The organism is Neorhizobium galegae bv. orientalis str. HAMBI 540 (genome assembly GCF_000731315.1).
Taxonomy (GTDB): domain Bacteria; phylum Pseudomonadota; class Alphaproteobacteria; order Rhizobiales; family Rhizobiaceae; genus Neorhizobium; species Neorhizobium galegae.
Window position 1 is genome coordinate 448860 of sequence record NZ_HG938353.1, and the last position, 19701, is coordinate 468560.

Annotated in this window: 18 protein-coding genes; 13 read left to right on the forward strand and 5 right to left on the reverse strand. The window is 63.7% G+C overall.

The genetic code is table 11. The features are described 5' to 3' along the window. Positions 1-70: 70 nt before the first annotated feature. Positions 71-700, forward strand: coding sequence for a hypothetical protein (locus RG540_RS02125; RefSeq protein ID WP_038584109.1), 630 nt, complete (start codon positions 71-73; stop codon positions 698-700). A gap of 7 nt (positions 701-707) precedes the next feature. Here the strand turns inward: RG540_RS02125 and RG540_RS02130 are convergent, their stop codons facing one another. Further along, positions 708-1163, reverse strand: coding sequence for a nucleoside deaminase (locus RG540_RS02130; protein WP_038584111.1), 456 nt, complete (start codon positions 1161-1163; stop codon positions 708-710). Between the two features lie 147 nt (positions 1164-1310). Between RG540_RS02130 and RG540_RS02135 the strand changes: the two genes are divergently transcribed. From RG540_RS02135 to RG540_RS02145, 3 genes are read left to right on the forward strand one after another with little or no spacing between them, the layout of a single operon-like run. After that, positions 1311-3539, forward strand: a complete 2229-nt coding sequence (locus RG540_RS02135) for a pseudouridine synthase (RefSeq protein ID WP_051909221.1) — start codon at positions 1311-1313, stop codon at positions 3537-3539. 6 nt (positions 3540-3545) lie between these two features. After that, entirely contained in the window at positions 3546-4106 is a 561-nt protein-coding gene (gene rsmD, locus RG540_RS02140) for a 16S rRNA (guanine(966)-N(2))-methyltransferase RsmD (RefSeq protein ID WP_038540301.1), read from the forward strand. A gap of 10 nt (positions 4107-4116) precedes the next feature. Further along, positions 4117-4998, forward strand: coding sequence for a patatin-like phospholipase family protein (locus RG540_RS02145; protein ID WP_038584113.1), 882 nt, complete (start codon positions 4117-4119; stop codon positions 4996-4998). A gap of 12 nt (positions 4999-5010) precedes the next feature. Here the strand turns inward: RG540_RS02145 and RG540_RS02150 are convergent, their stop codons facing one another. Further along, positions 5011-5616 carry an NAD(P)H-dependent oxidoreductase gene (locus RG540_RS02150; protein WP_038584114.1) on the reverse strand — a complete coding sequence of 202 codons (606 nt, stop codon included), beginning with the start codon at positions 5614-5616 and terminating at the stop codon, positions 5011-5013. Between the two features lie 79 nt (positions 5617-5695). On the opposite strand from RG540_RS02150, the gene RG540_RS02155 reads away from it, so the two are divergent. After that, the gene (locus tag RG540_RS02155) at positions 5696-6316 is read left to right on the forward strand and encodes a TetR/AcrR family transcriptional regulator (RefSeq protein ID WP_038592887.1); all 621 of its coding nucleotides are present in this window, start codon (positions 5696-5698) and stop codon (positions 6314-6316) included. On the opposite strand, the gene RG540_RS02160 is transcribed toward RG540_RS02155, so the two are convergent. Next, positions 6313-8124: a monovalent cation:proton antiporter-2 (CPA2) family protein gene (locus RG540_RS02160; RefSeq protein WP_038584116.1), complete on the reverse strand. Its 1812-nt coding sequence runs from the start codon at positions 8122-8124 to the stop codon at positions 6313-6315. The genes RG540_RS02155 and RG540_RS02160 overlap by 4 nt on opposite strands. 104 nt (positions 8125-8228) lie before the next feature. Between RG540_RS02160 and RG540_RS02165 the strand changes: the two genes are divergently transcribed. The 6 genes from RG540_RS02165 (at position 8229) to lpxK (ending at position 14039) form a co-directional block, all read left to right on the forward strand. Continuing rightward, entirely contained in the window at positions 8229-9575 is a 1347-nt protein-coding gene (locus RG540_RS02165; RefSeq protein WP_038584117.1) for a TldD/PmbA family protein, read from the forward strand. A gap of 5 nt (positions 9576-9580) precedes the next feature. Next, positions 9581-10384: a 3'(2'),5'-bisphosphate nucleotidase CysQ gene (locus RG540_RS02170; protein ID WP_244446609.1), complete on the forward strand. Its 804-nt coding sequence runs from the start codon at positions 9581-9583 to the stop codon at positions 10382-10384. Positions 10385-10445: 61 nt separating this feature from the next. Next, on the forward strand, positions 10446-10688 hold the full coding sequence (locus tag RG540_RS02175; protein ID WP_007756862.1) for a DUF4170 domain-containing protein: 243 nt from the start codon (positions 10446-10448) through the stop codon (positions 10686-10688). Between the two features lie 169 nt (positions 10689-10857). Beyond that, positions 10858-12177 carry a lipid IV(A) 3-deoxy-D-manno-octulosonic acid transferase gene (waaA, locus tag RG540_RS02180; RefSeq protein ID WP_038584121.1) on the forward strand — a complete coding sequence of 440 codons (1320 nt, stop codon included), beginning with the start codon at positions 10858-10860 and terminating at the stop codon, positions 12175-12177. After that, on the forward strand, positions 12174-12902 hold the full coding sequence (locus tag RG540_RS02185; RefSeq protein ID WP_038584123.1) for an HAD family hydrolase: 729 nt from the start codon (positions 12174-12176) through the stop codon (positions 12900-12902). Before waaA ends, RG540_RS02185 begins: the two co-directional genes overlap by 4 nt. Positions 12903-12992: 90 nt before the next feature. After that, a complete protein-coding gene (gene lpxK, locus RG540_RS02190; protein ID WP_038584124.1) occupies positions 12993-14039 on the forward strand; it encodes a tetraacyldisaccharide 4'-kinase in 1047 nt (348 codons plus the stop codon). Here lpxK and RG540_RS02195 read toward each other — a convergent pair. Further along, positions 14036-14269, reverse strand: coding sequence for a DUF2093 domain-containing protein (locus RG540_RS02195; RefSeq protein ID WP_038540327.1), 234 nt, complete (start codon positions 14267-14269; stop codon positions 14036-14038). The genes lpxK and RG540_RS02195 overlap by 4 nt on opposite strands. 66 nt (positions 14270-14335) lie before the next feature. Next, entirely contained in the window at positions 14336-16150 is a 1815-nt protein-coding gene (gene mutL / locus RG540_RS02200) for a DNA mismatch repair endonuclease MutL (RefSeq protein ID WP_038584126.1), read from the reverse strand. Positions 16151-16511: 361 nt separating this feature from the next. Here mutL and RG540_RS02205 point away from each other — a divergent pair, with 361 nt between their 5' ends. After that, positions 16512-18179: a response regulator gene (locus RG540_RS02205; protein ID WP_038584127.1), complete on the forward strand. Its 1668-nt coding sequence runs from the start codon at positions 16512-16514 to the stop codon at positions 18177-18179. A gap of 100 nt (positions 18180-18279) precedes the next feature. Continuing rightward, a complete protein-coding gene (locus tag RG540_RS02210) occupies positions 18280-19635 on the forward strand; it encodes a putative bifunctional diguanylate cyclase/phosphodiesterase (protein ID WP_038540336.1) in 1356 nt (451 codons plus the stop codon). Positions 19636-19701 lie beyond the last annotated feature (66 nt).

Below are 19701 nucleotides of genomic sequence, written 5' to 3' on the forward strand. Positions count from 1 at the left end.
CGGATTTTCCGGCCATCAGGCGTTTGATTGTGTCTGAGGCGTCAGGACGGGCGCCGCTGGAAGGGTTTTGATGAAAGCGACATATGCGTTTCGTGTCGGCATGGGCTTGGCCGGTATCCTCGCCTCGACATTGACCCTTTCGGGCTGCATCGGCGGCCCGACCTACGGCACTGACAAGACCGCCATGGAGCAGCTGACCGACGATCTTGGTCAGTCCGTCTCGCTGGGCGGCAAGAATACCGAAGCGAAAGCCGGCCTGAAATACAACCCGCGTCCTTCGCTGGTTGTCGCCAAGGGACAGGACCAGGCGCTGCCGGCGCCGCAGCAGTCGCTGGCGAACCGCGAGAGCAACCCCAATTGGGTCGAATCTCCGGAAGAAACCCGCAAGCGTCTGCGTGCCGAGGCGGCGGCTCACGAGAATGATCCCAACTATCGCTCACCGCTATTGGCGGGCAATGGCCAGGCCGGTCAGATGACCGAGACGGAAAAGTGGGAAGCCTTCCGCAAGGCCAAGGAAAACGCCGAGACCGTCAGCGTCACCGGACGCCGCCGTTCGCTCGCCGAGCCGCCGGCGGAGTTCCGCTCGGCGGACGCAGCAGCACTGTCGGATGTCGGCGAGCCCGAAAGCCAGAAGGAAAAGCGCCGCAAGGCGCAAGCCGCGGACGCCAAGAAGGGCAGTGACTGGTGGAAGCTCTTCTAGGCCCGCTCTAGCTCTCTCTTTTCGATCTGAAGAAGCTGGTGAGCAGGATCGCGGCTTCGCTTTCGCCGAGGCCGGAATAGACCTCCGGTGCGTGATGGCAGGTCGGCTGGGCGAAGAAGCGCACGCCGTTGTCCACCGCTCCGCCTTTCGGGTCTTCCGCGCCGTAATAGAGCCGCCGGATGCGCGCAAACGAGATCGCCGCCGCGCACATGGTGCAGGGTTCGAGCGTCACGTAAAGGTCGGCACCTGACAGCCGCTCCTGTCCAAGCGCGGCCGCGGCATCCCGGATGACGGCGATTTCGGCATGGGCGGTAACGTCGTTTTCGGCGCGGGTCCGATTTCCGGAGCGGGCGACGATAACGCCGTCGACGACCAGAACGGCGCCGATCGGAACCTCGCCGCGGGCGGCCGCGTCTTTGGCTTCCGCAAGGGCTGCGTCCATGAACCCGTCGCTATTAGGCATTTCGGCGATTCCCTCTTAACCCGGATCGCGCGAACTGGTAGGAAGCATCCAACTGGACGCCCGGCTGCGGGCACGAATCCATCTCAGTCAACACGAACAAGAATGTCCGGATCGCTCCGTAGACATCACGCTTCAGGCAAACAACAAATGAATTCCAAAGACAAGCCGAAGCGCGGCGAAGGCAAGACTTTCGTTCGCGAAACCAAACCGAGAGCCGCTCCGAAGGCCGGCGCTGCAGGCAAGGCGGGTTTTTCCGCCAAGGAAGGCCTCGGCCCCAGGAAGAGTTCCGCGGCCAAGAGCGGCGCTGAAAAGGCGGCAAAGCCCGTCCGCAAGCTGCCGCCGGCACCGGAAACCATGGAGGCCGAGGGCAAGCCCGAGCGCATCTCCAAGATTCTCGCCCGTGTCGGCGTCGCGTCGCGCCGCGATATCGAGCGGATGATCATGGAAGGCCGGGTCAGCCTGAACGGCAAGGTTCTCGATACGCCGGTCGTCAACGTGACGCTCGCCGACAGAATAGAAGTGGATGGCATGCCGATCCGCGGCATCGAGCGCACCCGCCTCTGGCTCTACCACAAGCCCGCCGGCCTGGTGACCACCAATTCCGATCCGGAAGGCCGCGCCACCGTCTTCGACAACCTGCCGGAAGGCCTGCCGCGGGTGCTCTCCATCGGCCGCCTCGACATCAATACCGAAGGCCTGCTGCTGCTGACCAACGATGGCGGCCTGTCGCGCGTGCTGGAACTGCCGACCACCGGCTGGCTGCGCCGCTACCGCGTGCGTGCCCATGGCGAGATCAAGCAGGAGGAGTTGGACAAGCTGAAGGAGGGCATCGCCGTCGAAGGCGTGCTCTACGGCTCGATCGACGCGACGCTCGACCGCAGCCAGGGCAGCAATGTCTGGATCACCATGGGCCTTCGCGAAGGCAAGAACCGCGAGATCAAGAACGTGCTCGGCGCGCTCGGCCTCGAGGTCAACCGTCTGATACGCATTTCCTACGGACCTTTCCAGCTCGGAGACCTGCCGGAAGGCCAGGTGGTGGAAGTGCGCGGCCGCATGCTGCGCGACCAGCTTGGGCCCCGCTTGATCGAGGAATCGAAGGCCAATTTCGACGCGCCGATTTATACCGAGATCGCCGCTGACGAGGAAGAGAAGCCCGCCCGCGCCGAGCGTTCGGAATGGACTGCAAGGCCGGAGCGGACCGAACGCCCGCGTGCCGGCAAGCCGGAGGATCGGCGTGAGAAGCCGTCTGGCCGCCCCGACACCCAACGCGACGACCGCAAGTTTGCCGACAAGCCGCGTGGTGCCAAGCCGTTTGGCAATCGCGCCGAGGACGAGGACGACCGTCCGAAGAAGCGTCCGCCGATGGGCACCAGCCGCACCGCCAATGTCTGGATGGCGCCCGGCGCCCGTCCGACCACCGAAAGCAAGACGCGCAAATCCTCCGCCCGTGCCGAGGCCGAGCAGCTTTTCAAGAAGCCCACGCCGCAGAACGACCGGCCGGTCATCGTCAATCGCGCCGAAGAGGACCACGACTGGATCCGCGCCGACGGGCCTGACAAGCCGGAAAAGGCTGATTTCGGCCGCAAGAAGTCCTTTGGCGATCGGCCGGACCGCGGCGATCGTCCCGTCGGCGACAAGCCGAGGGGCGAACGTTCCTTCGGCGACAAACCCCGTGGCGACCGCAAACCGCGCGAAGGCGGCGACCGTCCGCGCACCAAATCCTTCTCGGGCGACGCCCGTTCGGAACGTCCACGCGGCGAGCGCGCCTTTGGTGACCGCCCGCCCCGCGGCGACCGCCCGTTCGGCGACAAGCCCAGAGGCGACCGCCCATTTGCCGACCGCAAGCCGCGAGCCGACGGCGACCGCCCAGCACGCGCCTTCGGCGAAGGCCGCCCTGAGCGTCCGCGCGGCGAACGTCCTTCCGGTGCCCGCCCGCCCCGTGGTGACCGCCCGTTCAGCGACAAGCCGAGGGGCGAACGCTCTTTCGGTGATAAGCCGAGAGGGGAACGTTCGTTCGGCGACCGCAAGCCGCGCGAGGATGGCGAGCGTCCCGCACGGTCCTTCTCCGCAGGCGAGGGGCGCTCCGAGCGTCCGCGCAGCGACCGGCCGTTCTCGGATCGGCCTCCGCGCGGAGATCGTCCCGCAGGTGACCGTCCCACAGGTGATCGGCCCGCCGGCGACCGGCCGCGCGGTGGAAAGCCAGGCGGCAAACCATTGGGCGCCAAGCCGGGCGGCGGCAAGAGCTTTGGCGGAAAACCTTCCGGCGGCCGTGGAAAACCGGCGGGTGCCGGTGGCAAGCCCGGGGGCAAGCCTGGTGGCCGGCCCGCGTCGGGCGGACGCCCGGCCGGCGGCAAGCCGCGCACGCCGAGAGGGTAACGGGTAGTGCGGATCGTCGGTGGTGAATTTCGCGGCCGGTCTCTGGCCACGCCCAAAACGAGCGATATCCGGCCGACCATCGACCGGACGCGCGAAAGCCTGTTCAACATCATCGGCCACGTCTATCCGCAGGCGCTGGACGGCGGCCGGGTGATCGACCTCTTCGCGGGTACCGGCGCTGTCGGGCTGGAGGCGCTGTCGCGCGGCTGCAAGAGCGCGCTCTTCGTCGAGAACGGCGTCGAGGGTAGGGGCCTGTTGTGGGAGAATATCGACAGTCTCGGCCTGCATGGCCGGGCGCGCATTCTGCGCCGTGATGCCACCAAGCTCGGCACGGCCAACAATATCGAGCCGTTTCATTTCCTGTTCGCCGACCCGCCCTATGGCCAGGGGCTTGGCGAGGGCGCAATGCTTTCGGCCCATGTGGGCGGCTGGCTCGCACCCGGAGCCCTTGCCATTCTGGAGGAGCGGGCCGACATCAATCCTGCTGTCGATGCCGCGTTCAAGCTCCTGGAGAGCCGCACATTCGGCGATACCCGCATGGATTTTTTCCGCTACCAGCCGACCTGAGGTCAGAGGAATGAATACGAGGCTTGCAGTTCCCGATCTCGAAGCCGTTGGAGCCAAGGGCGGCCTGACGTTTGCCATCGCTCTCGGCGGCGGCGGGGCGCGGGGCATCTCGCATATCCAGGTCATCGAGGCGCTCGACGAACTCGGCATACGGCCGGTGGCGATTTCCGGCTCGTCGATCGGCGCGATCATCGGCGCCGGCATGGCGTCGGGCATGACCGGCCGCGAAATCCGCCAATATGCGCTGGAGACGGTCGGCCACCGCGGCACCCTTTTGAATAAGCTCTGGGGCCTCGGCCCGGCGACCATGCGCGACAAGCTCGGCGGCTTCCGTTTCGGGCAGTTCAATCTTGAACTGATCCTCGATGCCTTCCTGCCGCCGCAGGTGCCGGAGGATTTTGCCGATCTCGAAATCCCGATGAAGATCTCCGCCACCGACTACTACGGCCAGGCGGAAGTGATCCTCGAACAGGGCGAGCTGCGCACCGCGATCGCCGCTTCGGCCGCCATTCCGGGCCTGTTCATGCCGGTCCGGGTCAACGGCCGGGTGATGATCGATGGCGGCGTCTTCAATCCCGTCCCCTATGAGCAGCTGATGGACGTGGCCGACGTGGTGATCGGCGTCGACGTGGTCGGTGCGCCGGAAGGCGACGGCACCCATGCGCCCAGTCGCATCGACAGCCTGTTCGGCGCCAGCCAGCTGACGATGCAGGCGAGCATCGCGCTCAAGCTGAAGCTCAATCCGCCGCATATCTTCCTTCGGCCGTCGGTCAACCGTTTCCGGGTGCTCGATTTCCTGAAGGCCCGCGAAATCCTCGACGAATCCGAGCACGTCAAGGACGAACTGAAGCGCGCCATCGACGCACTGCATGCGGCGGCAGCCGAAGCCTGACGTTTGGGCTGGCTAAGCGGCCTCGGTTTTCCGGGCCGTGCTGAAAACATTGCGGCCGATCTTGCGCGCGATCTCTGATGGGAAATCGGGCTTATCCAGCTCTTCCTCCAGGAGAAGCTCGGATGCCATGACCGGCGCGCCGCAATAATCGAATATCCCATGATCGATCTGTGTTCTCATCGCGCCGAAATAGCCATGTCGCGCATAGGTGCGCATGTCGGCGCCGCCGATCGCGACCAGATGGATGGGAAGGTGGTGAAGTTTCTTCACCACCTTGGCGCCTTCCGCGTCGTCATAGGCCCAGCCGTTTGCGAACACGCGGTCGATCCATCCTTTCAGTAGCCCCGGCATGGACCACCAGTAGACAGGATAGACGAGCACCAGAACATCGGCACGATCGATCCTCGCCTGTTCGGCCGTGACATCCGCCGAGGGTGCTTCCTCCCTGCGATGCGCGGCGAGATCCGCCTGCGTAAATCTCGGATCGAAGCCCTCCGCCGCAAGATCGGCAATCTCGAAAGAACCGCCGGACATGGTGACGCCCTCGGCCAGATGGGCGGCGACGTTATGGGTGAGGGATCCGGGTTCGGGATGCGAAACGACGATCAGTGCGTGCATGGCGATAACTCCTGCTGGCAGATTGAAACTGACGGGCGATAGCTATATACTTTTAGTAAGTTACTTTTGGTATATAGTCATGTCAAGCATCGAACTGAAAGAACCGGCGCGTCTCCGGCAACGCCTCTCGCGGCAGGGAAGGCGCCAGCAGTTGATGGAGGTTGCGTGGCGCATCGTCCGGGAGGAGGGCACCGATGCCCTGACGCTTCCCCGGCTGGCGGAGCAGGCGGGCGTCGCAAAGCCCGTCGTCTACGATCATTTCAGCACCCGGCCCGTTCTCTTGGCAGCACTTTACGAGGATTTCGACAGCCGCCAGACGGCCATCATGGACGCTGCCCTGCAATCGAGCGCCCCGACGCTCGCTGACCGGGCGGCGGTCATCGCCTCCTCCTATGTGGATTGTGTTCTGTTGCAGGGCCGGGAGATACCGGGCGTAATCGCCGCCTTGGCGAGTTCCCCCGAGCTTGAACGGATCAAGCGCGACTACGAGGTTATTTTCATGGAAAAATGCCGGCTTGCGCTTGTCCCGTTCGCGGAAGCCCGCCACATAGCGCTGCCCGGTCTTTGGGCCATGCTCGGTGCAGCCGAAGCGCTGTCCAACGCCGCCGCGAGCGGGGACATCACGGCGGCAGAGGCCAAGGATGAGCTTTCCGAGACGATCGTCGCGATGGTCGCAAGAGCAAGCGCCCGCCGGCCCTAACCATTCTCCGCCGTCGCCGGCTCCGGGCTCAGTTCGTCGTCGACCACCATCGACCGCTTCGGCTTGATCAGCGGTTCCGGCCGGACCGGGCTGTTGAACAGCATTTCGCGGCCGGCGCCGAGCCCCTGGACGGCCTGGATCTGCAGCCGCTCCTCGTCGCGCTGGCGGATGTCGTTACCGATCTCCTCAGCGTCGATTTCGCCCATGCCAAGCGCCTCCAGCGTCTTTCTTCCGAACAGCAGGCCTGATTCCAATGTCTCGCGCAGCTCGTATTCGACGTTCCGGTCCCGCAGCGACAGGGAATGGATACGGTCGTAGGAGCGCACATAGAGACGCACGTCCGGAAATTCCGAGCGGATCAGATCGACGATCTGGTCGGTCGTCTCGCGCTTCTGGGTGGTGACGGCAACGACCTTCGCCTTTTCGATGCCCGACGCGATCAGCACGTCCCGGCGCGTCCCGTCGCCGAAATAGATGCGGAAACCGAAGGAGGCCGCCTGGCGGATACGGTCGGCGGAATCGTCGATGACGGTCACCTCGCGGCCGCCGGCCAGCAGGATCTGCGCGGCGATCTGGCCGAAACGCGAAAACCCGATCATCAGCACGTCGGCGCCGGCGCCGTCGAAATCTTCCTCGAGTTCCTCGCGGCTCTCACCATTGAGAAGCCGCTTGGAAAGTGCTGCGCCGAACGGGGTGAGGGCCATCGAAAGCGTCACGCCGGCGATCAGCAGCGAGGCGGTGGCCGACGAGAACAGGCCGCTGGCCGTTGCCGTGGTGAACAGCACGAAGCCGAATTCGCCGCCCTGCGGCAGCAGGAAGGCGATGCGCACCGCATCGTTGTGTGGCGAACCCCAGAGCCGGGAGAGCCCGTAGACGATCAGCGCCTTGAGCGCCATGAAGATCGGCACCGCTGGCAGGATGAAGAAGATGTTGTCGAGGATGACATGGACTTCCAGCGACAGGCCGACGGCCATGAAGAACAGCGCCAGAAGCAGGCCGCGGAACGGTTCGATATCCGCTTCCAGCTCATGTCGGTAGGAAGACTCGGCCAGCATCACGCCGGACAGGAAGGCGCCCATCGCCATCGACAGGCCGACCGCCTGCATCGCCGCCGCCGACCCCAGCACCACCAGCAGCGCTGCGGCGATCATCACCTCGCGCGCACCAGTGCGGGCGATGATCTGGAACATCGGCGTCAAGAGATAGCGCCCGGCGATCACCATGGCGCCAACGGCTCCGACCGCGATTGCGAAATCCAGAAGTGGCGAGGCTTCTGTCTCCGTGGTTCCCGGCGCCAGAATGGTGATCAGCGCCAGCAGCGGCACGATCGCGAGATCCTGGAACAGCAGTACCGAGAACGAGCGTTGGCCGTGCCGGCTGTTCATTTCGCCGTCGTCGTTGAGGATCTGCAGCGCAAACGCGGTCGACGATAATGCAAGGCCGAAGCCGACGATCAGGCTGCCGCGCCAGTCCGCCATGTTCGTCAGATACGCCAGCCCGGTGAGCGCGAACCCCGAAATTGCCACCTGTGCCGGACCGAGGCCAAACACGTCGCCGCGCATCTGCCAGAGACGCGAAGGCTTCAGTTCGAGCCCGATGATGAACAGCAGGAAAACAACGCCGAATTCCGCGAAATGCAGCACTTCTTCGGTCTCGACGATCTGCTGCATGATCGGTCCGATGACCACTCCGGCGGCAAGATAACCGAGCACCGTGCCAAGCCCCAGCTTCCTGAACACCGGGGCGGCGATCACCGCGCCGGCAAGCAGGAGAAGCATTTGGGAAAATAGCGAGCCGGCAGCGGTCATGCGGGATACTTTCAGTCTAAGGTGGGACATCAAGAATCGGCGAGCCGCCCTTGATGCTTCTAACAGTGCACAATAAATGGGACGAGAATGAAAGGCTTGCAATCATGACCTCTGAAATCGATTCCGCCGACCTGCTTTCCCGCGCCAGCCAATTGATCGATCTAGCCAAGGCCGCGGGAGCGGATCAGGCGGACGCGGTCGTGGTTCGCTCCCGCTCCCGCTCCGTCAGCGTCCGCCTCGGCAAGGTCGAGGGCACGGAGGCCTCCGAGAGCGACGATTTCTCGCTCCGCGTCTTCGTCGGTCAAAAAGTCGCGAGCGTCTCGGCCAATCCCGGCTTCGACATGAAGATCCTCGCCGAGCGTGCCGTCGCCATGGCCAAGGTCTCTCCCGAAGATCCCTTCGCCTGCCTTGCGGACGAGGCGGATCTCGCCAGATCCTATCCGGACCTCGAGCTTTACGATCCCACCGACATCTCGACCGACGCGCTCCGTGAAGCATCGCTCGAAATGGAACAGGCGGCGCTCGATGTTCAGGGCGTCACCAATTCCTCCGGCGCCGGCGCATCGTCGGGCATGGGCGGCCTCGTGCTCGTCACCTCGCACGGCTTTTCCGGCAGCTATATGGCTTCCCGTTTCGGCCGCTCCGTCAGCGTCATTGCCGGCGAGGGCACCAAGATGGAGCGCGACTACGATTTCGACAGCCGCCTTTATGCCGCCGATCTCGACGATCCGAAGCTGATCGGCCGCCGCGCCGGCGAGCGCACCGTGAAACGCGTCAATCCACGCCAGGTCGATACCGGCAGCAACATCACCGTCGTCTTCGATCCGCGCATTGCCCGCGGTTTCGTCGGCCATATTGCCGGCGCTATCAATGGCGCGTCGGTCGCCCGTAAGACCAGCTTCCTGCGCGACAAGATGGGCCAGCAGGTGCTCAAAGCCGGGCTCAGCATCACCGACGATCCGCTGATCGTCCGCGGCTCCTCTTCGCGTCCTTTCGATGGCGAGGGTGTTTCCGGCGAACGCATGGTGATGATCGAGGACGGCGTCCTGAACCACTGGTTCCTGTCGACCTCGACGGCGCGCGAGCTCGGGCTTGTCACCAACGGCCGCGGCGTGCGCGGTGGCACGGCTGTCTCGCCGGCCTCCACCAATCTGGCGCTGGAGCCTGGCGACATCTCGCCCGAGGATCTGATCAAGTCGATCGGCAACGGCTTCTACATCACCGAGCTGATCGGCCAGGGCGTCAACATGATCACCGGCGAATACTCGCGCGGTGCGACCGGCTTCTGGATCGAGAATGGCGAGCTCGCCTATCCCGTTTCGGAAGTGACGATCGCCTCCAACCTCAAGGACATGTTCATGCGCCTGACGCCGGCCAATGACATCGACCGCAAGTTCGGCGTCGCGTCCCCGACCATTGCCATCGAGGGCATGACGCTGGCGGGACGCTGATCCCGGTGGCGGAAGTGCTGGACTGGGGCCAGGACCTCGAACTCATTCTCGACGCGGCGCGCCAGGCCGGCGAGATCGCCCATGGCTTTTTCGGCCGCTCGCCGGAAGTCTGGTGGAAGAACGAGGGCCGGTCTCCGGTCAGCGCCGCCGATTTTGCCGCCAACGACCGGCTGCAGAGCCTGCTCCTGACGGCCCGGCCGAACTACGGCTGGCTCTCCGAAGAGACCGACGACGATGTTGCCCGGCTTGACCGTGAAACGCTTTTCGTCGTCGATCCGATCGACGGCACCCGGGCCTTCATCAATGGCGAAAAGACCTGGTGCGTCTCGGTCGCCGTCGTCCATCGCGGCCAGCCGGTCGCCGGTGTCCTGGTCGCGCCGGCGCTCGACGAGGAGTTTTGTGCGGTGAAGGATGGTCCGGCGCTGAAGAATGGGCGCCCGATTTCAGTCACCGGTGAGCGCGCCAACGGCGAACTGGTTATCGCGGCCGACGAAAACCTCGTCAAGAAATTCGAGCCGGGTTTTCGAGACGAAGTCCGTCGGGTGCGGCATGTACCGTCGCTTGCCTACAGGCTCGCCATGATCGCCGACGGCAGCATCGATGGCACGGTCGTCAAGCGCGCCTCCCACGACTGGGATCTGGCGGCTGCCGACCTCATTCTCGAACGGGCAGGCGGGTGCCTTGTCGATCTTGCCGGCAACCGGCTTGTCTATAACCGCGAGAGTGTCGTCCACGAAATGCTGGCCGCCGGCGCCGAACATGCGCTCCGCAGCCTTTTGCCCCAGCTTGCCGGCCTCGCTCCGGGTTGACCTTTCATTAGGAATGCAGCACAGGAAGAGCCGGGGGAGCTGGAACGGACGGATACGGACAATGACGGAAACGGGCGAAAAGAAACAACTTCTGCATCTGGTCTTTGGCGGCGAACTGCAGAGCTTGGAAGGTCTTCAATTCAAGGATCTTTCGGCGCTTGATATCGTCGGCATCTATCCCGACTACGCAAGCGCGCTCGTCGCCTGGCGGGGCAAGGCGCAGCAGACGGTCGACAACGCTCATATGCGTTATTTCATCGTCCATATGCACCGCTTGCTCGATCCTGATACTAAGTCGGCTTGAGATAAGCCTCGCGTTTTACAATGTGCTCGCAATGCTGGTCCCTCGCCTGGTATCGATCCCGGGGACCCTTTTTTGACGCATTTGTAAAACACAAAAAACTGGGCTACGGATGAGCAATCGGAGGGTCTATCACATTGATGGCGGCCATCACGCATCGGGGGCAAACACGGTGAGCAAGATTTCTGCGCGCCTGGCTCTCGCTGGCTACCGGGCGGCCGGTATTACCCTCTATCCGTTGGTTGGTCCTTACCTTGCCTATCGCGCCATGAAGGGCAAGGAGGACAGGACCCGCAAGCTGGAACGGCTCGGTTATGCAAGCCTTGCCAGGCCCCGCGGCCCGCTGATCTGGGTCCATGCGGCAAGCGTCGGGGAAACCATCGCCATCATGCCGATGATCCGCGAGCTGCGGCGCCGCGAAGTCCACATCCTTCTGACGACGGGCACTGTTACATCCGCAAATCTCGTCCGGTCACGGCTGGCCGACGAGGTGATCCATCAATACGTGCCGCTCGACCTGAAATTTCCGATCAAGCGCTTCATCGCCTACTGGAAGCCCGACGCCTGCATCACGGCGGAATCGGAAATCTGGCCGACGACGATCGCCGAACTCGCCCGCCGCCGCATTCCGCAGATCCGCGTCAACGCCCGTATCTCCGACCGGTCCTTCGATCGCTGGCGCAACCGCAGCTCGATCGCCGAGGCCATTTTCGGCAGGATGGCGCTGGTCATCGCCCAGTCGGATCTGGATGCCGAACGCTTCCGCGATCTCGGCGCCTGGCCTGTCATCACATCCGGCAACCTGAAGAGCGATACGGACCCGCCACCCTGCGACGAGGCGCTGCTTGCAAGTTATCGCAAGCAAATCGGCAGCCGCCGGACCTGGGCGGCGATCTCGACCTTCGACGGCGAGGAAAAGGCGGCGGCAACCGTGCACAAGGCGCTGAAGCCGAAAAACGGCCAGTTGACCATTCTCGTGCCGCGCCACCCCGATCGCGCCGACGCGGTCGAGGAGATGCTGAAGGAAGCAGGCCTGACCGTGGCGCGCCGTTCGCGCAACGACGTGGTGACGCCGGAGACCGACGTCTTTCTCGGCGACTCCATCGGCGAAATGGGACTTTACCTGCGTTTGACCGAAATCGCCTTCGTCGGCAGGTCGCTGACCAACGAGGGTGGGCAGAACCCCCTGGAACCGGCCATGCTCGGCTGCGCCGTGCTTTCCGGCCCGCATGTCCAGAATTTCCGCGACGCCTATCAGCATCTGGTGCGCAAGGGTGCCGCCCGCATCGTCAAGGACGTCGAGATGCTGGCAAAGGCCGTCCATTACCTGATGATCAACGACCTCGCCCGCGTGAAGATGATCGATTCCGGCCATGACGCGATGGAGGAGATGCGCGGTGCCCTGTCGAAGACGATCAAGGCGCTGGAGCCCTATGTCAATCCGCTGACGGTGAGCGCAAGGCTGCAGCCGAAAGCCGCCGCCGTTCGATGACCCCGGAAACGCTCGCACACATTAGCGGCATCCTGTTCGACAAGGACGGCACGTTGTTGCTCTATGACGAAAGCTGGGGACCGGTGAACCGCGAGGCGGCCCGCATCGCCTCGGCTGGCGACGCCGAGCTCGAACCGCAGCTTCTGTTTTCCGGCGGCATGGACCCGGTATCCGGCCACACCCGCCCGGACAGCCTGCTGGCCGCCGGCAATGCCGCGGAAATCGCTGCCGGCTTCGTCGCCGCCGGCTCACCGATTGCCGTTGCCGAACTCACCCGGCTGCTCGACGACCTCTTTATCCGTTCGGCCGAATTTTCGGTACCGGTCACCGATCTGGCGGCGCTGTTCGGCAAGCTCAAGGCGCGGGGCTTCAAGCTCGGCATCGCCTCCAGCGACAACGAACAGGCGATCCGCCAGACTGCCATCCGCTTCGGCATCATCGATCATGTGGATTTCATCGCCGGCTACGACAGCGGTCATGGCGTAAAGCCGGGGCCTGGCATGGTGCTCGGCTTCTGCCGCGCCACCGGGCTCGATCCCGCCGAGGTCGCCATGGTCGGCGACAACAATCACGACATGCATATGGGCGCGAGCGCTGGCGTCGGCCTCAAGGTCGCGGTGCTGACCGGCACCGGTTCCCGCGAGACGCTGTCGGCCTCGGCGGATATCTGCCTTGCCGATATCACCGCGCTCGTGGACCTTCTGCCGGAAAAGCTTCACGCCTGAAGCGGGCTTTGGTTTCAAAGACTTGCCTTTTTTCAAAAACTGCCATTTTGTTCGCGGGCTGTTTCAGGATGGATCAGCCGGAGTTTGGGTATGGTATCGGAAGCACCGCCATTCTGGTGGACGAAAGCGGATTGGCGTGCCTGGGGCCTTGCCCCCGTTTCGTTTCTTTATGGCCGGATCGCCGGCCGGCGCATGGCGAAAGCCAGGCGCGCCAGCATTCCCGTGCCGGTCATCTGCGTCGGCAATTTTACGGTCGGCGGCGCCGGCAAGACCCCGACCGCGGTCACCCTTGCCCGAGCGGCAAAAGAAAAGGGCCTGAAGCCCGGTTTTCTCAGCCGCGGTTACGGCGGTTCGCTTGACGTCACGACCGTGGTCGATCCCGAACACCATCGGGCCGAGGCGGTCGGCGACGAGGCGCTGCTGCTCTGCCGCGAGACGCTGACGGTGATTTCGCGCACCCGCGTCGACGGCGCTCATCGACTGGTCGCCGAGGGCGCCGACCTGATCATCATGGACGACGGTTTCCAGAGCGCCCGGCTGGCGCTGGATTTCGCGCTCGTCGTCATCGATACGGTGCGCGGCATCGGCAACGGCCATCTCGTGCCGGGCGGCCCGGTGAGGGCGCCGATATCCGAGCAGATGCGCCAGCTCTCGGCCATCCTCAAGGTCGGCAACGGCGAGGCTGCCGACAAGCTGGTGCGCCAGGCGGCCCGCGCCGGCAAGCAGTTCTATGTCGCGACGCTGAAGCCGCGAGAAAATCGCGAGATCGCCGGCAAGTCGCTGTTTGCCTTCGCCGGCATCGCCGATCCGGAAAAGTTCTACCGCACCGTCAGAGAAGTCGGCGGGCTGGTCGTGGAAAAACGCGCCTTCCCGGACCACCATTATTTCAGCGAGGACGAGATTTCGGACCTGCTGGATGATGCCGCGAAAGACAATCTGACGCTCGTCACCACAGCCAAGGATGCGGTGCGGCTGCAGGGGCATCACGGACGCATGGAGGAACTGGCGAAAAAGGTAAGCGTCGTCGAGGTCGACATGGCGTTCGACGATCCGCAGGCGCCGGGCAAGATCATCGATACGGCGATCGCCAATTTCCGAGAGCGGCGCATCCGGGAAGGAAATGCGGTGAAAGCCTAGCCGCGGCTCTGGTTCGGCAGCATGCCGGCGCGTTTGTCGGCTTCCAGCGAGGAGGCACAATCGACATAGGGCTCCTGCCGCGCGACGCTCCAGTAACGCAACTCGTCGATCGGGATCTGCGCACCGGTCATGGCGCATATGACATACGAGCCGGCGGTCAGGATCTGGTAGTCGCCGTCGAGATAGCGGATCTTCGCTTCGCGGAACCCGCTTCCCTCGAACCGGTTCATCTGTCGTCTCCTGCGGAAAAACATGGCGCCTGCTCTATCCCGATTGTCGCTGAATTGCCAGCTTTTTCAGCTTCGGCCGAAGAGCCGCTCGATGTCGGAAAGCTTGAGTTCGATGTAGGTCGGACGTCCGTGGTTGCAGGTGCCGGAGCCGGGCGTCGCTTCCATTTCCCGCAGAAGCGCGTTCATCTCCTCCGGCCTCAGCCGCCGGCCGGAACGCACCGAACCGTGGCAGGCCATGGTGGCGGCGACATATTCGAGCTTGCCGCGCAGGCCCCCGGCGGTGTTCCATTCGGCGATCTCGTCGGCGAGGTCGCGGACCATCGAGGCCGCATCGACTTCGCCGAGCATGGCGGGCGTCTCGCGCACGGCGACAGCGCCGGGGCCGAACCGTTCGATCGCCAGCCCCAGCCGGTCGAGTTCCGTCGCATTCGCCATCAGCCGGTCGCAATCCTCTTCCGGCAAGTCGATGATTTCCGGGATCAGGAGCACCTGGCTCGCCAGCCGCTTGTTGTCGAGTGCCTTGCGCATCGCCTCGAACACCAGCCGTTCGTGCGCGGCATGCTGGTCGACGATGACCAGCCCGTCTTCGGTCTGCGCGACGATATAGTTTTCGTGGACCTGCGCCCGTGCGGCGCCCAGGCGATAGCGCGGCGCGTCTTCGGCAGCGGTCCTTGGAGCGGCTTCCGCGATCACCGTGTCGGCGCGCGCGGCCGGCATGGTCAGCACGTCGAAACCGGATTGCGCCGGTTCGGCAAAGCCGTTGGCCGGCTGCGGATGGAGCGGCCTGAACGGCGATGCCGCGGCCGCCCAAGGGGTGCGCGGGGCGGCATGAGCCGGCGGAAAGCCGGGGCGGAAGGCGCGCATCATGCCCGACGTACCGGTCGTTGCCGCCCGGTCGCCTTCGCGATGCAGCGCCTCGCGGATCGCCCCGACGATCAGGCCTCGCACCAGGCCGGGATCGCGGAACCGCACGTCCGACTTCGCCGGATGCACGTTAACGTCCACCAGCGCCGGATCGATCTTGATCGAAAGGACTGCCACCGGATAGCGGCCGGAGGGCACGCTTTCCGCATAGGCGCCGCGCAGGGCCGACAGGATCAGCTTGTCCTGCACCGGCCGCCCATTGACGAAGGCATATTGATGCGCCGAGTTCCCACGGTGAAAGGTCGGCACGCCGACGAAGCCGGAAAGCCCGACATCTTCCCGCACCGCATCGATCTCGATCGCATTGTCGCGGAAATCGGCACCGAGGATCTGCGCCATGCGGGAAAGATGGTCGTCGCCGGTCGCCGGGAATTCCAGCGTCGTGCGGTCGGAGCCCGACAGCACGAAGCGGATATGTGGGAAGGCGATCGCCATGCGCTTGACCACTTCGGTGATCGCGCCGGCCTCGGCCTTTTCGGTCTTTAAAAATTTCAGCCGCGCCGGGGTCGCGAAGAAGATGTCGCGCACCTCGACGACCGTGCCGGTATTGGCGGGCGCCGGCTTCACGCCGGACATCTTGCCGCCGACGACTGCCACCTGCGATCCTTCCGAATGACCGTTGCGGCGGCTGGTGATGGTGAGTTTTGCCACCGACCCGATCGAGGGCAGGGCCTCGCCGCGGAAGCCGAGCGTGCGAATGTCGTCGAGCGTCTCGGAAATCTTCGAGGTGCAGTGCCGCCGCACGGCAAGATCGAGATCGGCCGCATCCATGCCGGAACCGTTATCGGTAATGCGGATCAGGCTCTTGCCGCCGCCAGCGGTGGCGATCTCGATGCGGGTCGCGCCGGCATCGATGGCGTTTTCGATCAGTTCCTTGGCGGCGCTGGCAGGCCTTTCGATGACCTCGCCGGCAGCGATCTGGTTGATCAGGGTCTCGGGTAGCTGTTTGACGGACATGCGCCATTTTCCCGGATTCGGCGCCGGAAGGAAAGCCCGGATCGCGCCTTTCCTTGCCCGTTGAAATGAACTTTAGGTTGATGCACGGCCGTTCATTAATCCGGCTTTAAGATAAAGGCGATAATTTGTTCCGTATTAAACTTGGATGAAACCGGGGAGGCGCCAGCTTCCCGCGAGTGACCGGGATGGCGGCCAGCTGGGCACCGTCATGCGAGCCCCGATTACCCGTTGAGGACTTGGAGCCAGCATGTTCCCGCGCCGACAAGACGAAAACTAGAAGGAATAACGCCGAGAGGCGAATATCGGCATTACGGTCCGATTTTTCATTCGGTCCGAAAAAGCATACGGGGAGTTTCATCCTATGAATGATTTGGCGTCGGCGGACGCAAACATTCAAGCTGTCATGCTCGAAGTGATTTCCGAGGGCATTTCGGGCGGCGTCTTTGTCTATGACAGGAATGACCTGATCGTCTTTGCGAGCCAGCAATTGCTGACCCTCCTGCCGGTTCCGAAGAGCTTTCTGACGCCCGGCACACGCCTTCGGGATTTCCTCGGGGCCGTCTATGATGGCGGCGGACGCTTCTTGACCGACGCTTCCGGTCCGCGTCGGATGCTGAGCCGTGAGGACTGGGTTGCCGAACAGATCGCCACTCTCTGGAAGGAACGGGCCGAGTCGCAGGAGCGCCGCGGCACCGACCGTTGGGTGAGCTTCACCAAGCGCCGCCTGTCGTCCGGTTACGGCGTCTGCGTCGTCAGGGATATCTCGGATCACAAGAAGCGCGAGGAACAGTGGCGCGCCGACATGGAGCGGGTGCAGATCACCGAAGAGGTGCTCGACAACCTGCCGTTTCCGGTCACCGTCAAGGATAGCAATCTGACCTTCGTCGCCGTCAACAAGATGGCCGCAAGTTTCCTCGATCTGCCGCCAGAAGCGATTCTCGGTCGCAAGGGGTCCGATATCCACCCGCCGCAGGTGGAACAACGCCTCGACCGCGTCAATCGCGGGGTCATCGATCTCGGCGAGCCCCAGCAGATGTCCGAACTGGTAACGCGGCCGGATGGTTCGCAGGTCGTCATTATCGCCAACAAATACCGTATCGGAAAACCTGGCCGTTATTACCTGGTCACCGCCATGGAAGACATTACCGGGCTGGTCGCAACCGAGGACGGGCAGATCACGCCGCGCATGAGCCGGGGCGGATTGATCGCCACCTCGCTGCACCGGCATGAACGTGACAGGCCGGTGCAGACCGCGGTCGAGCCTGAAAGGAGCCAGCTCTCCCACCGCAAGGTCCTGGTCGCGTCCTCCGACCCGAGGACGAGCGCCGAGGCGCTGGATATCCTGGCCGATCTGGGATTCGACACCTCTTCGGTTTCAGACGGTGAGGAACTGGAACTCTTCCTGCAGCTTGCAAAGGAAGCCAGCATCACGATCGATCTCGTCGTCGTCGACACCCTGGCGGACAAGGCTTGCCTTGAAATCGTCCAGCGACACCGCATTCCCGCCTTGGCAATCAACGGTGTCCGGGTGAAGCGGGACCTGGCCGCCGGCGTCGCTCGTCAGTTCAGCCAGCCTGCCGCAACTGAAGCCGGGCGCGAAGAGGACTGGCAGATTGCCTCGCGAGCCGGCGAAAACGCAGCCATCGACGTTCTGGTCGCCGAAGACAACGGAGTGAACCAGATCGTCTTTTCGCAGATACTCGAGGGCCTGGGTTATCGTTATGCGATCGCCGCCGATGGCGAAGAAGCGGTCAGGCTCTGGCAGGAGCGGTCGCCGCGGCTGATCCTGATGGATATCACCCTTCCGAAGCTCAGCGGCTTCGATGCGAGCGTGCGCATCCGCAATCTGGAGACGATCGACAACTCCATTCCGATCATCGGCGTCCTTCCCCAGGCCTTCGAACGCGACCGCGACCAGTGTTTCGCCTCGGGAATGAACGAGGTGATCCTCAAACCGATCAGCCCCGAAGCGCTGGAAGCCGTCTTCCAGACGTATCTCGGCATACCCGCAAAGCACTCGTATGCTTAACCGATTAATCAATCCGTTCATGTAAGTTAAGCCCGGGCCATTATTTTTTAATCTTTTTCCCGCATCCTTCGCCGGTCTGTGAAGCGCAACGGGATAATTCATGAAGTCGGCGGGAAACCCATTGCCGCAGGTCAGCCAGAATGAACTTCAGGCTATGGCTTACAGCGACGCCCTGACGGGGCTGGGAAATAGATATCGTCTGCGCGACAAGGTGCGCCTGTTGGCCGCCGAACGAGCCCAGGATCCCGCACCCTTTACCATCTGCATTGCCAATCTCGACGGTTTCAAGCCGATCAACGATCTGTTCGGCGCCGAAGCGGGCGACGAGATCCTGTGCCAGGTCGCCCATCGGCTGAAAGCCTGCATTCCGGACGGCGCGACCGTGACCCGCCATGACGGTGACGAGTTCGCCTTCATCCTGCCTCTGGTCTTCGAGCGCATCGGCGCTGAGCGCATCGGCCAGATGATCAAGGACGTCCTGTCCGCGCCCTACGATCTCGGCGACCGCAACGTTCGCCTTTCGGCCTCCTTCGGCTTTGCGATTTATCCCTTTGCCGGCGAGGATTTCGAGGAACTGCTGAAAAGCGCCGAAACCGCGCTTTACCGCTCCAAACGCCGCGGCCGCGGGCAGATCACCGTCTATTCACGCGAGATCGCCCAGGAAATGAAGCGGGCGACACAGCTGGAGCAGGCGCTTCGCAACGCCATCATTGCCGATGCCGTGGACGTCCACTTCCAGCCGATCGTGCGCATCAGCGATGGCGGTGTGGTCGGTTTCGAGGCGCTCGCCCGCTGGATCGATGCCGATCTCGGCTTCGTCTCGCCCGCGGTTTTTGTGCCCCTTGCCGAAGAGCGCGGTTTTATTGACGCACTTTCTGAAACGTTACTGCGCAAGGCTGCGGAGGCCGCACTCTCCTGGCCGCGCGAGCTTTTCCTCTCTTTCAATCTCTCTTCAGCGCAGCTGATGGACCCCGGCACGACCGAGACCATCCTCGCGACGCTCGCACGCGTCGGGCTTGATCCCTATCGTCTGGAGCTGGAGATAACCGAAACAGCGGTGATGACATCGGCCGATACGGCGCAGCGCATCATCACCGACTTGCGCCAGCAGGGCGTGCGTATCTCGCTCGACGATTTCGGCACAGGCCAGTCGAGCCTCGGGCGCCTGCGGGACTTCACCTTCGACAAGGTGAAGATCGACCGCGCGTTCGTCTCTCGCATCACCACCGACCGGGCGTCGGAACACATCGTCAAGGCGATCATCGCCATGTGCGACGGCCTTAATCTGGCCGTGGTAGCGGAAGGCATCGAGGAAAAGGCCGATGCGGACAAGCTCAATGAACTCGGCTGCGCGATGGGGCAGGGCTACTATTATGGCAGGCCCGCCGACAGCGCCGCCACTCTGCGCTATCTCCAGGAACACTACCGCGATTTCATGACCATCGAACGGGCTTGACCCCCGAGATTTGGCTTTCGCGATCAGCGCCTGCAAAGAAGGGCGGCACCTGCGGTACCGCCCCGT

Coding starts and splice junctions, on each gene's coding strand:
- RG540_RS02125 (WP_038584109.1), top strand. CDS start 71: ATGAAAGCGACATATGCGTTTCGTGTCGGCATGGGCTTGGCCGGTATC.
- RG540_RS02130 (WP_038584111.1), bottom strand. CDS start 1,163: ATGCCTAATAGCGACGGGTTCATGGACGCAGCCCTTGCGGAAGCCAAA.
- RG540_RS02135 (WP_051909221.1), top strand. CDS start 1,311: ATGAATTCCAAAGACAAGCCGAAGCGCGGCGAAGGCAAGACTTTCGTT.
- RG540_RS02145 (WP_038584113.1), top strand. CDS start 4,117: ATGAATACGAGGCTTGCAGTTCCCGATCTCGAAGCCGTTGGAGCCAAG.
- RG540_RS02150 (WP_038584114.1), bottom strand. CDS start 5,616: ATGCACGCACTGATCGTCGTTTCGCATCCCGAACCCGGATCCCTCACC.
- RG540_RS02155 (WP_038592887.1), top strand. CDS start 5,696: ATGTCAAGCATCGAACTGAAAGAACCGGCGCGTCTCCGGCAACGCCTC.
- RG540_RS02160 (WP_038584116.1), bottom strand. CDS start 8,124: ATGACCGCTGCCGGCTCGCTATTTTCCCAAATGCTTCTCCTGCTTGCC.
- RG540_RS02165 (WP_038584117.1), top strand. CDS start 8,229: ATGACCTCTGAAATCGATTCCGCCGACCTGCTTTCCCGCGCCAGCCAA.
- RG540_RS02175 (WP_007756862.1), top strand. CDS start 10,446: ATGACGGAAACGGGCGAAAAGAAACAACTTCTGCATCTGGTCTTTGGC.
- RG540_RS02185 (WP_038584123.1), top strand. CDS start 12,174: ATGACCCCGGAAACGCTCGCACACATTAGCGGCATCCTGTTCGACAAG.
- lpxK (WP_038584124.1), top strand. CDS start 12,993: ATGGTATCGGAAGCACCGCCATTCTGGTGGACGAAAGCGGATTGGCGT.
- RG540_RS02195 (WP_038540327.1), bottom strand. CDS start 14,269: ATGAACCGGTTCGAGGGAAGCGGGTTCCGCGAAGCGAAGATCCGCTAT.
- mutL (WP_038584126.1), bottom strand. CDS start 16,150: ATGTCCGTCAAACAGCTACCCGAGACCCTGATCAACCAGATCGCTGCC.
- RG540_RS02205 (WP_038584127.1), top strand. CDS start 16,512: ATGAATGATTTGGCGTCGGCGGACGCAAACATTCAAGCTGTCATGCTC.
- RG540_RS02210 (WP_038540336.1), top strand. CDS start 18,280: ATGAAGTCGGCGGGAAACCCATTGCCGCAGGTCAGCCAGAATGAACTT.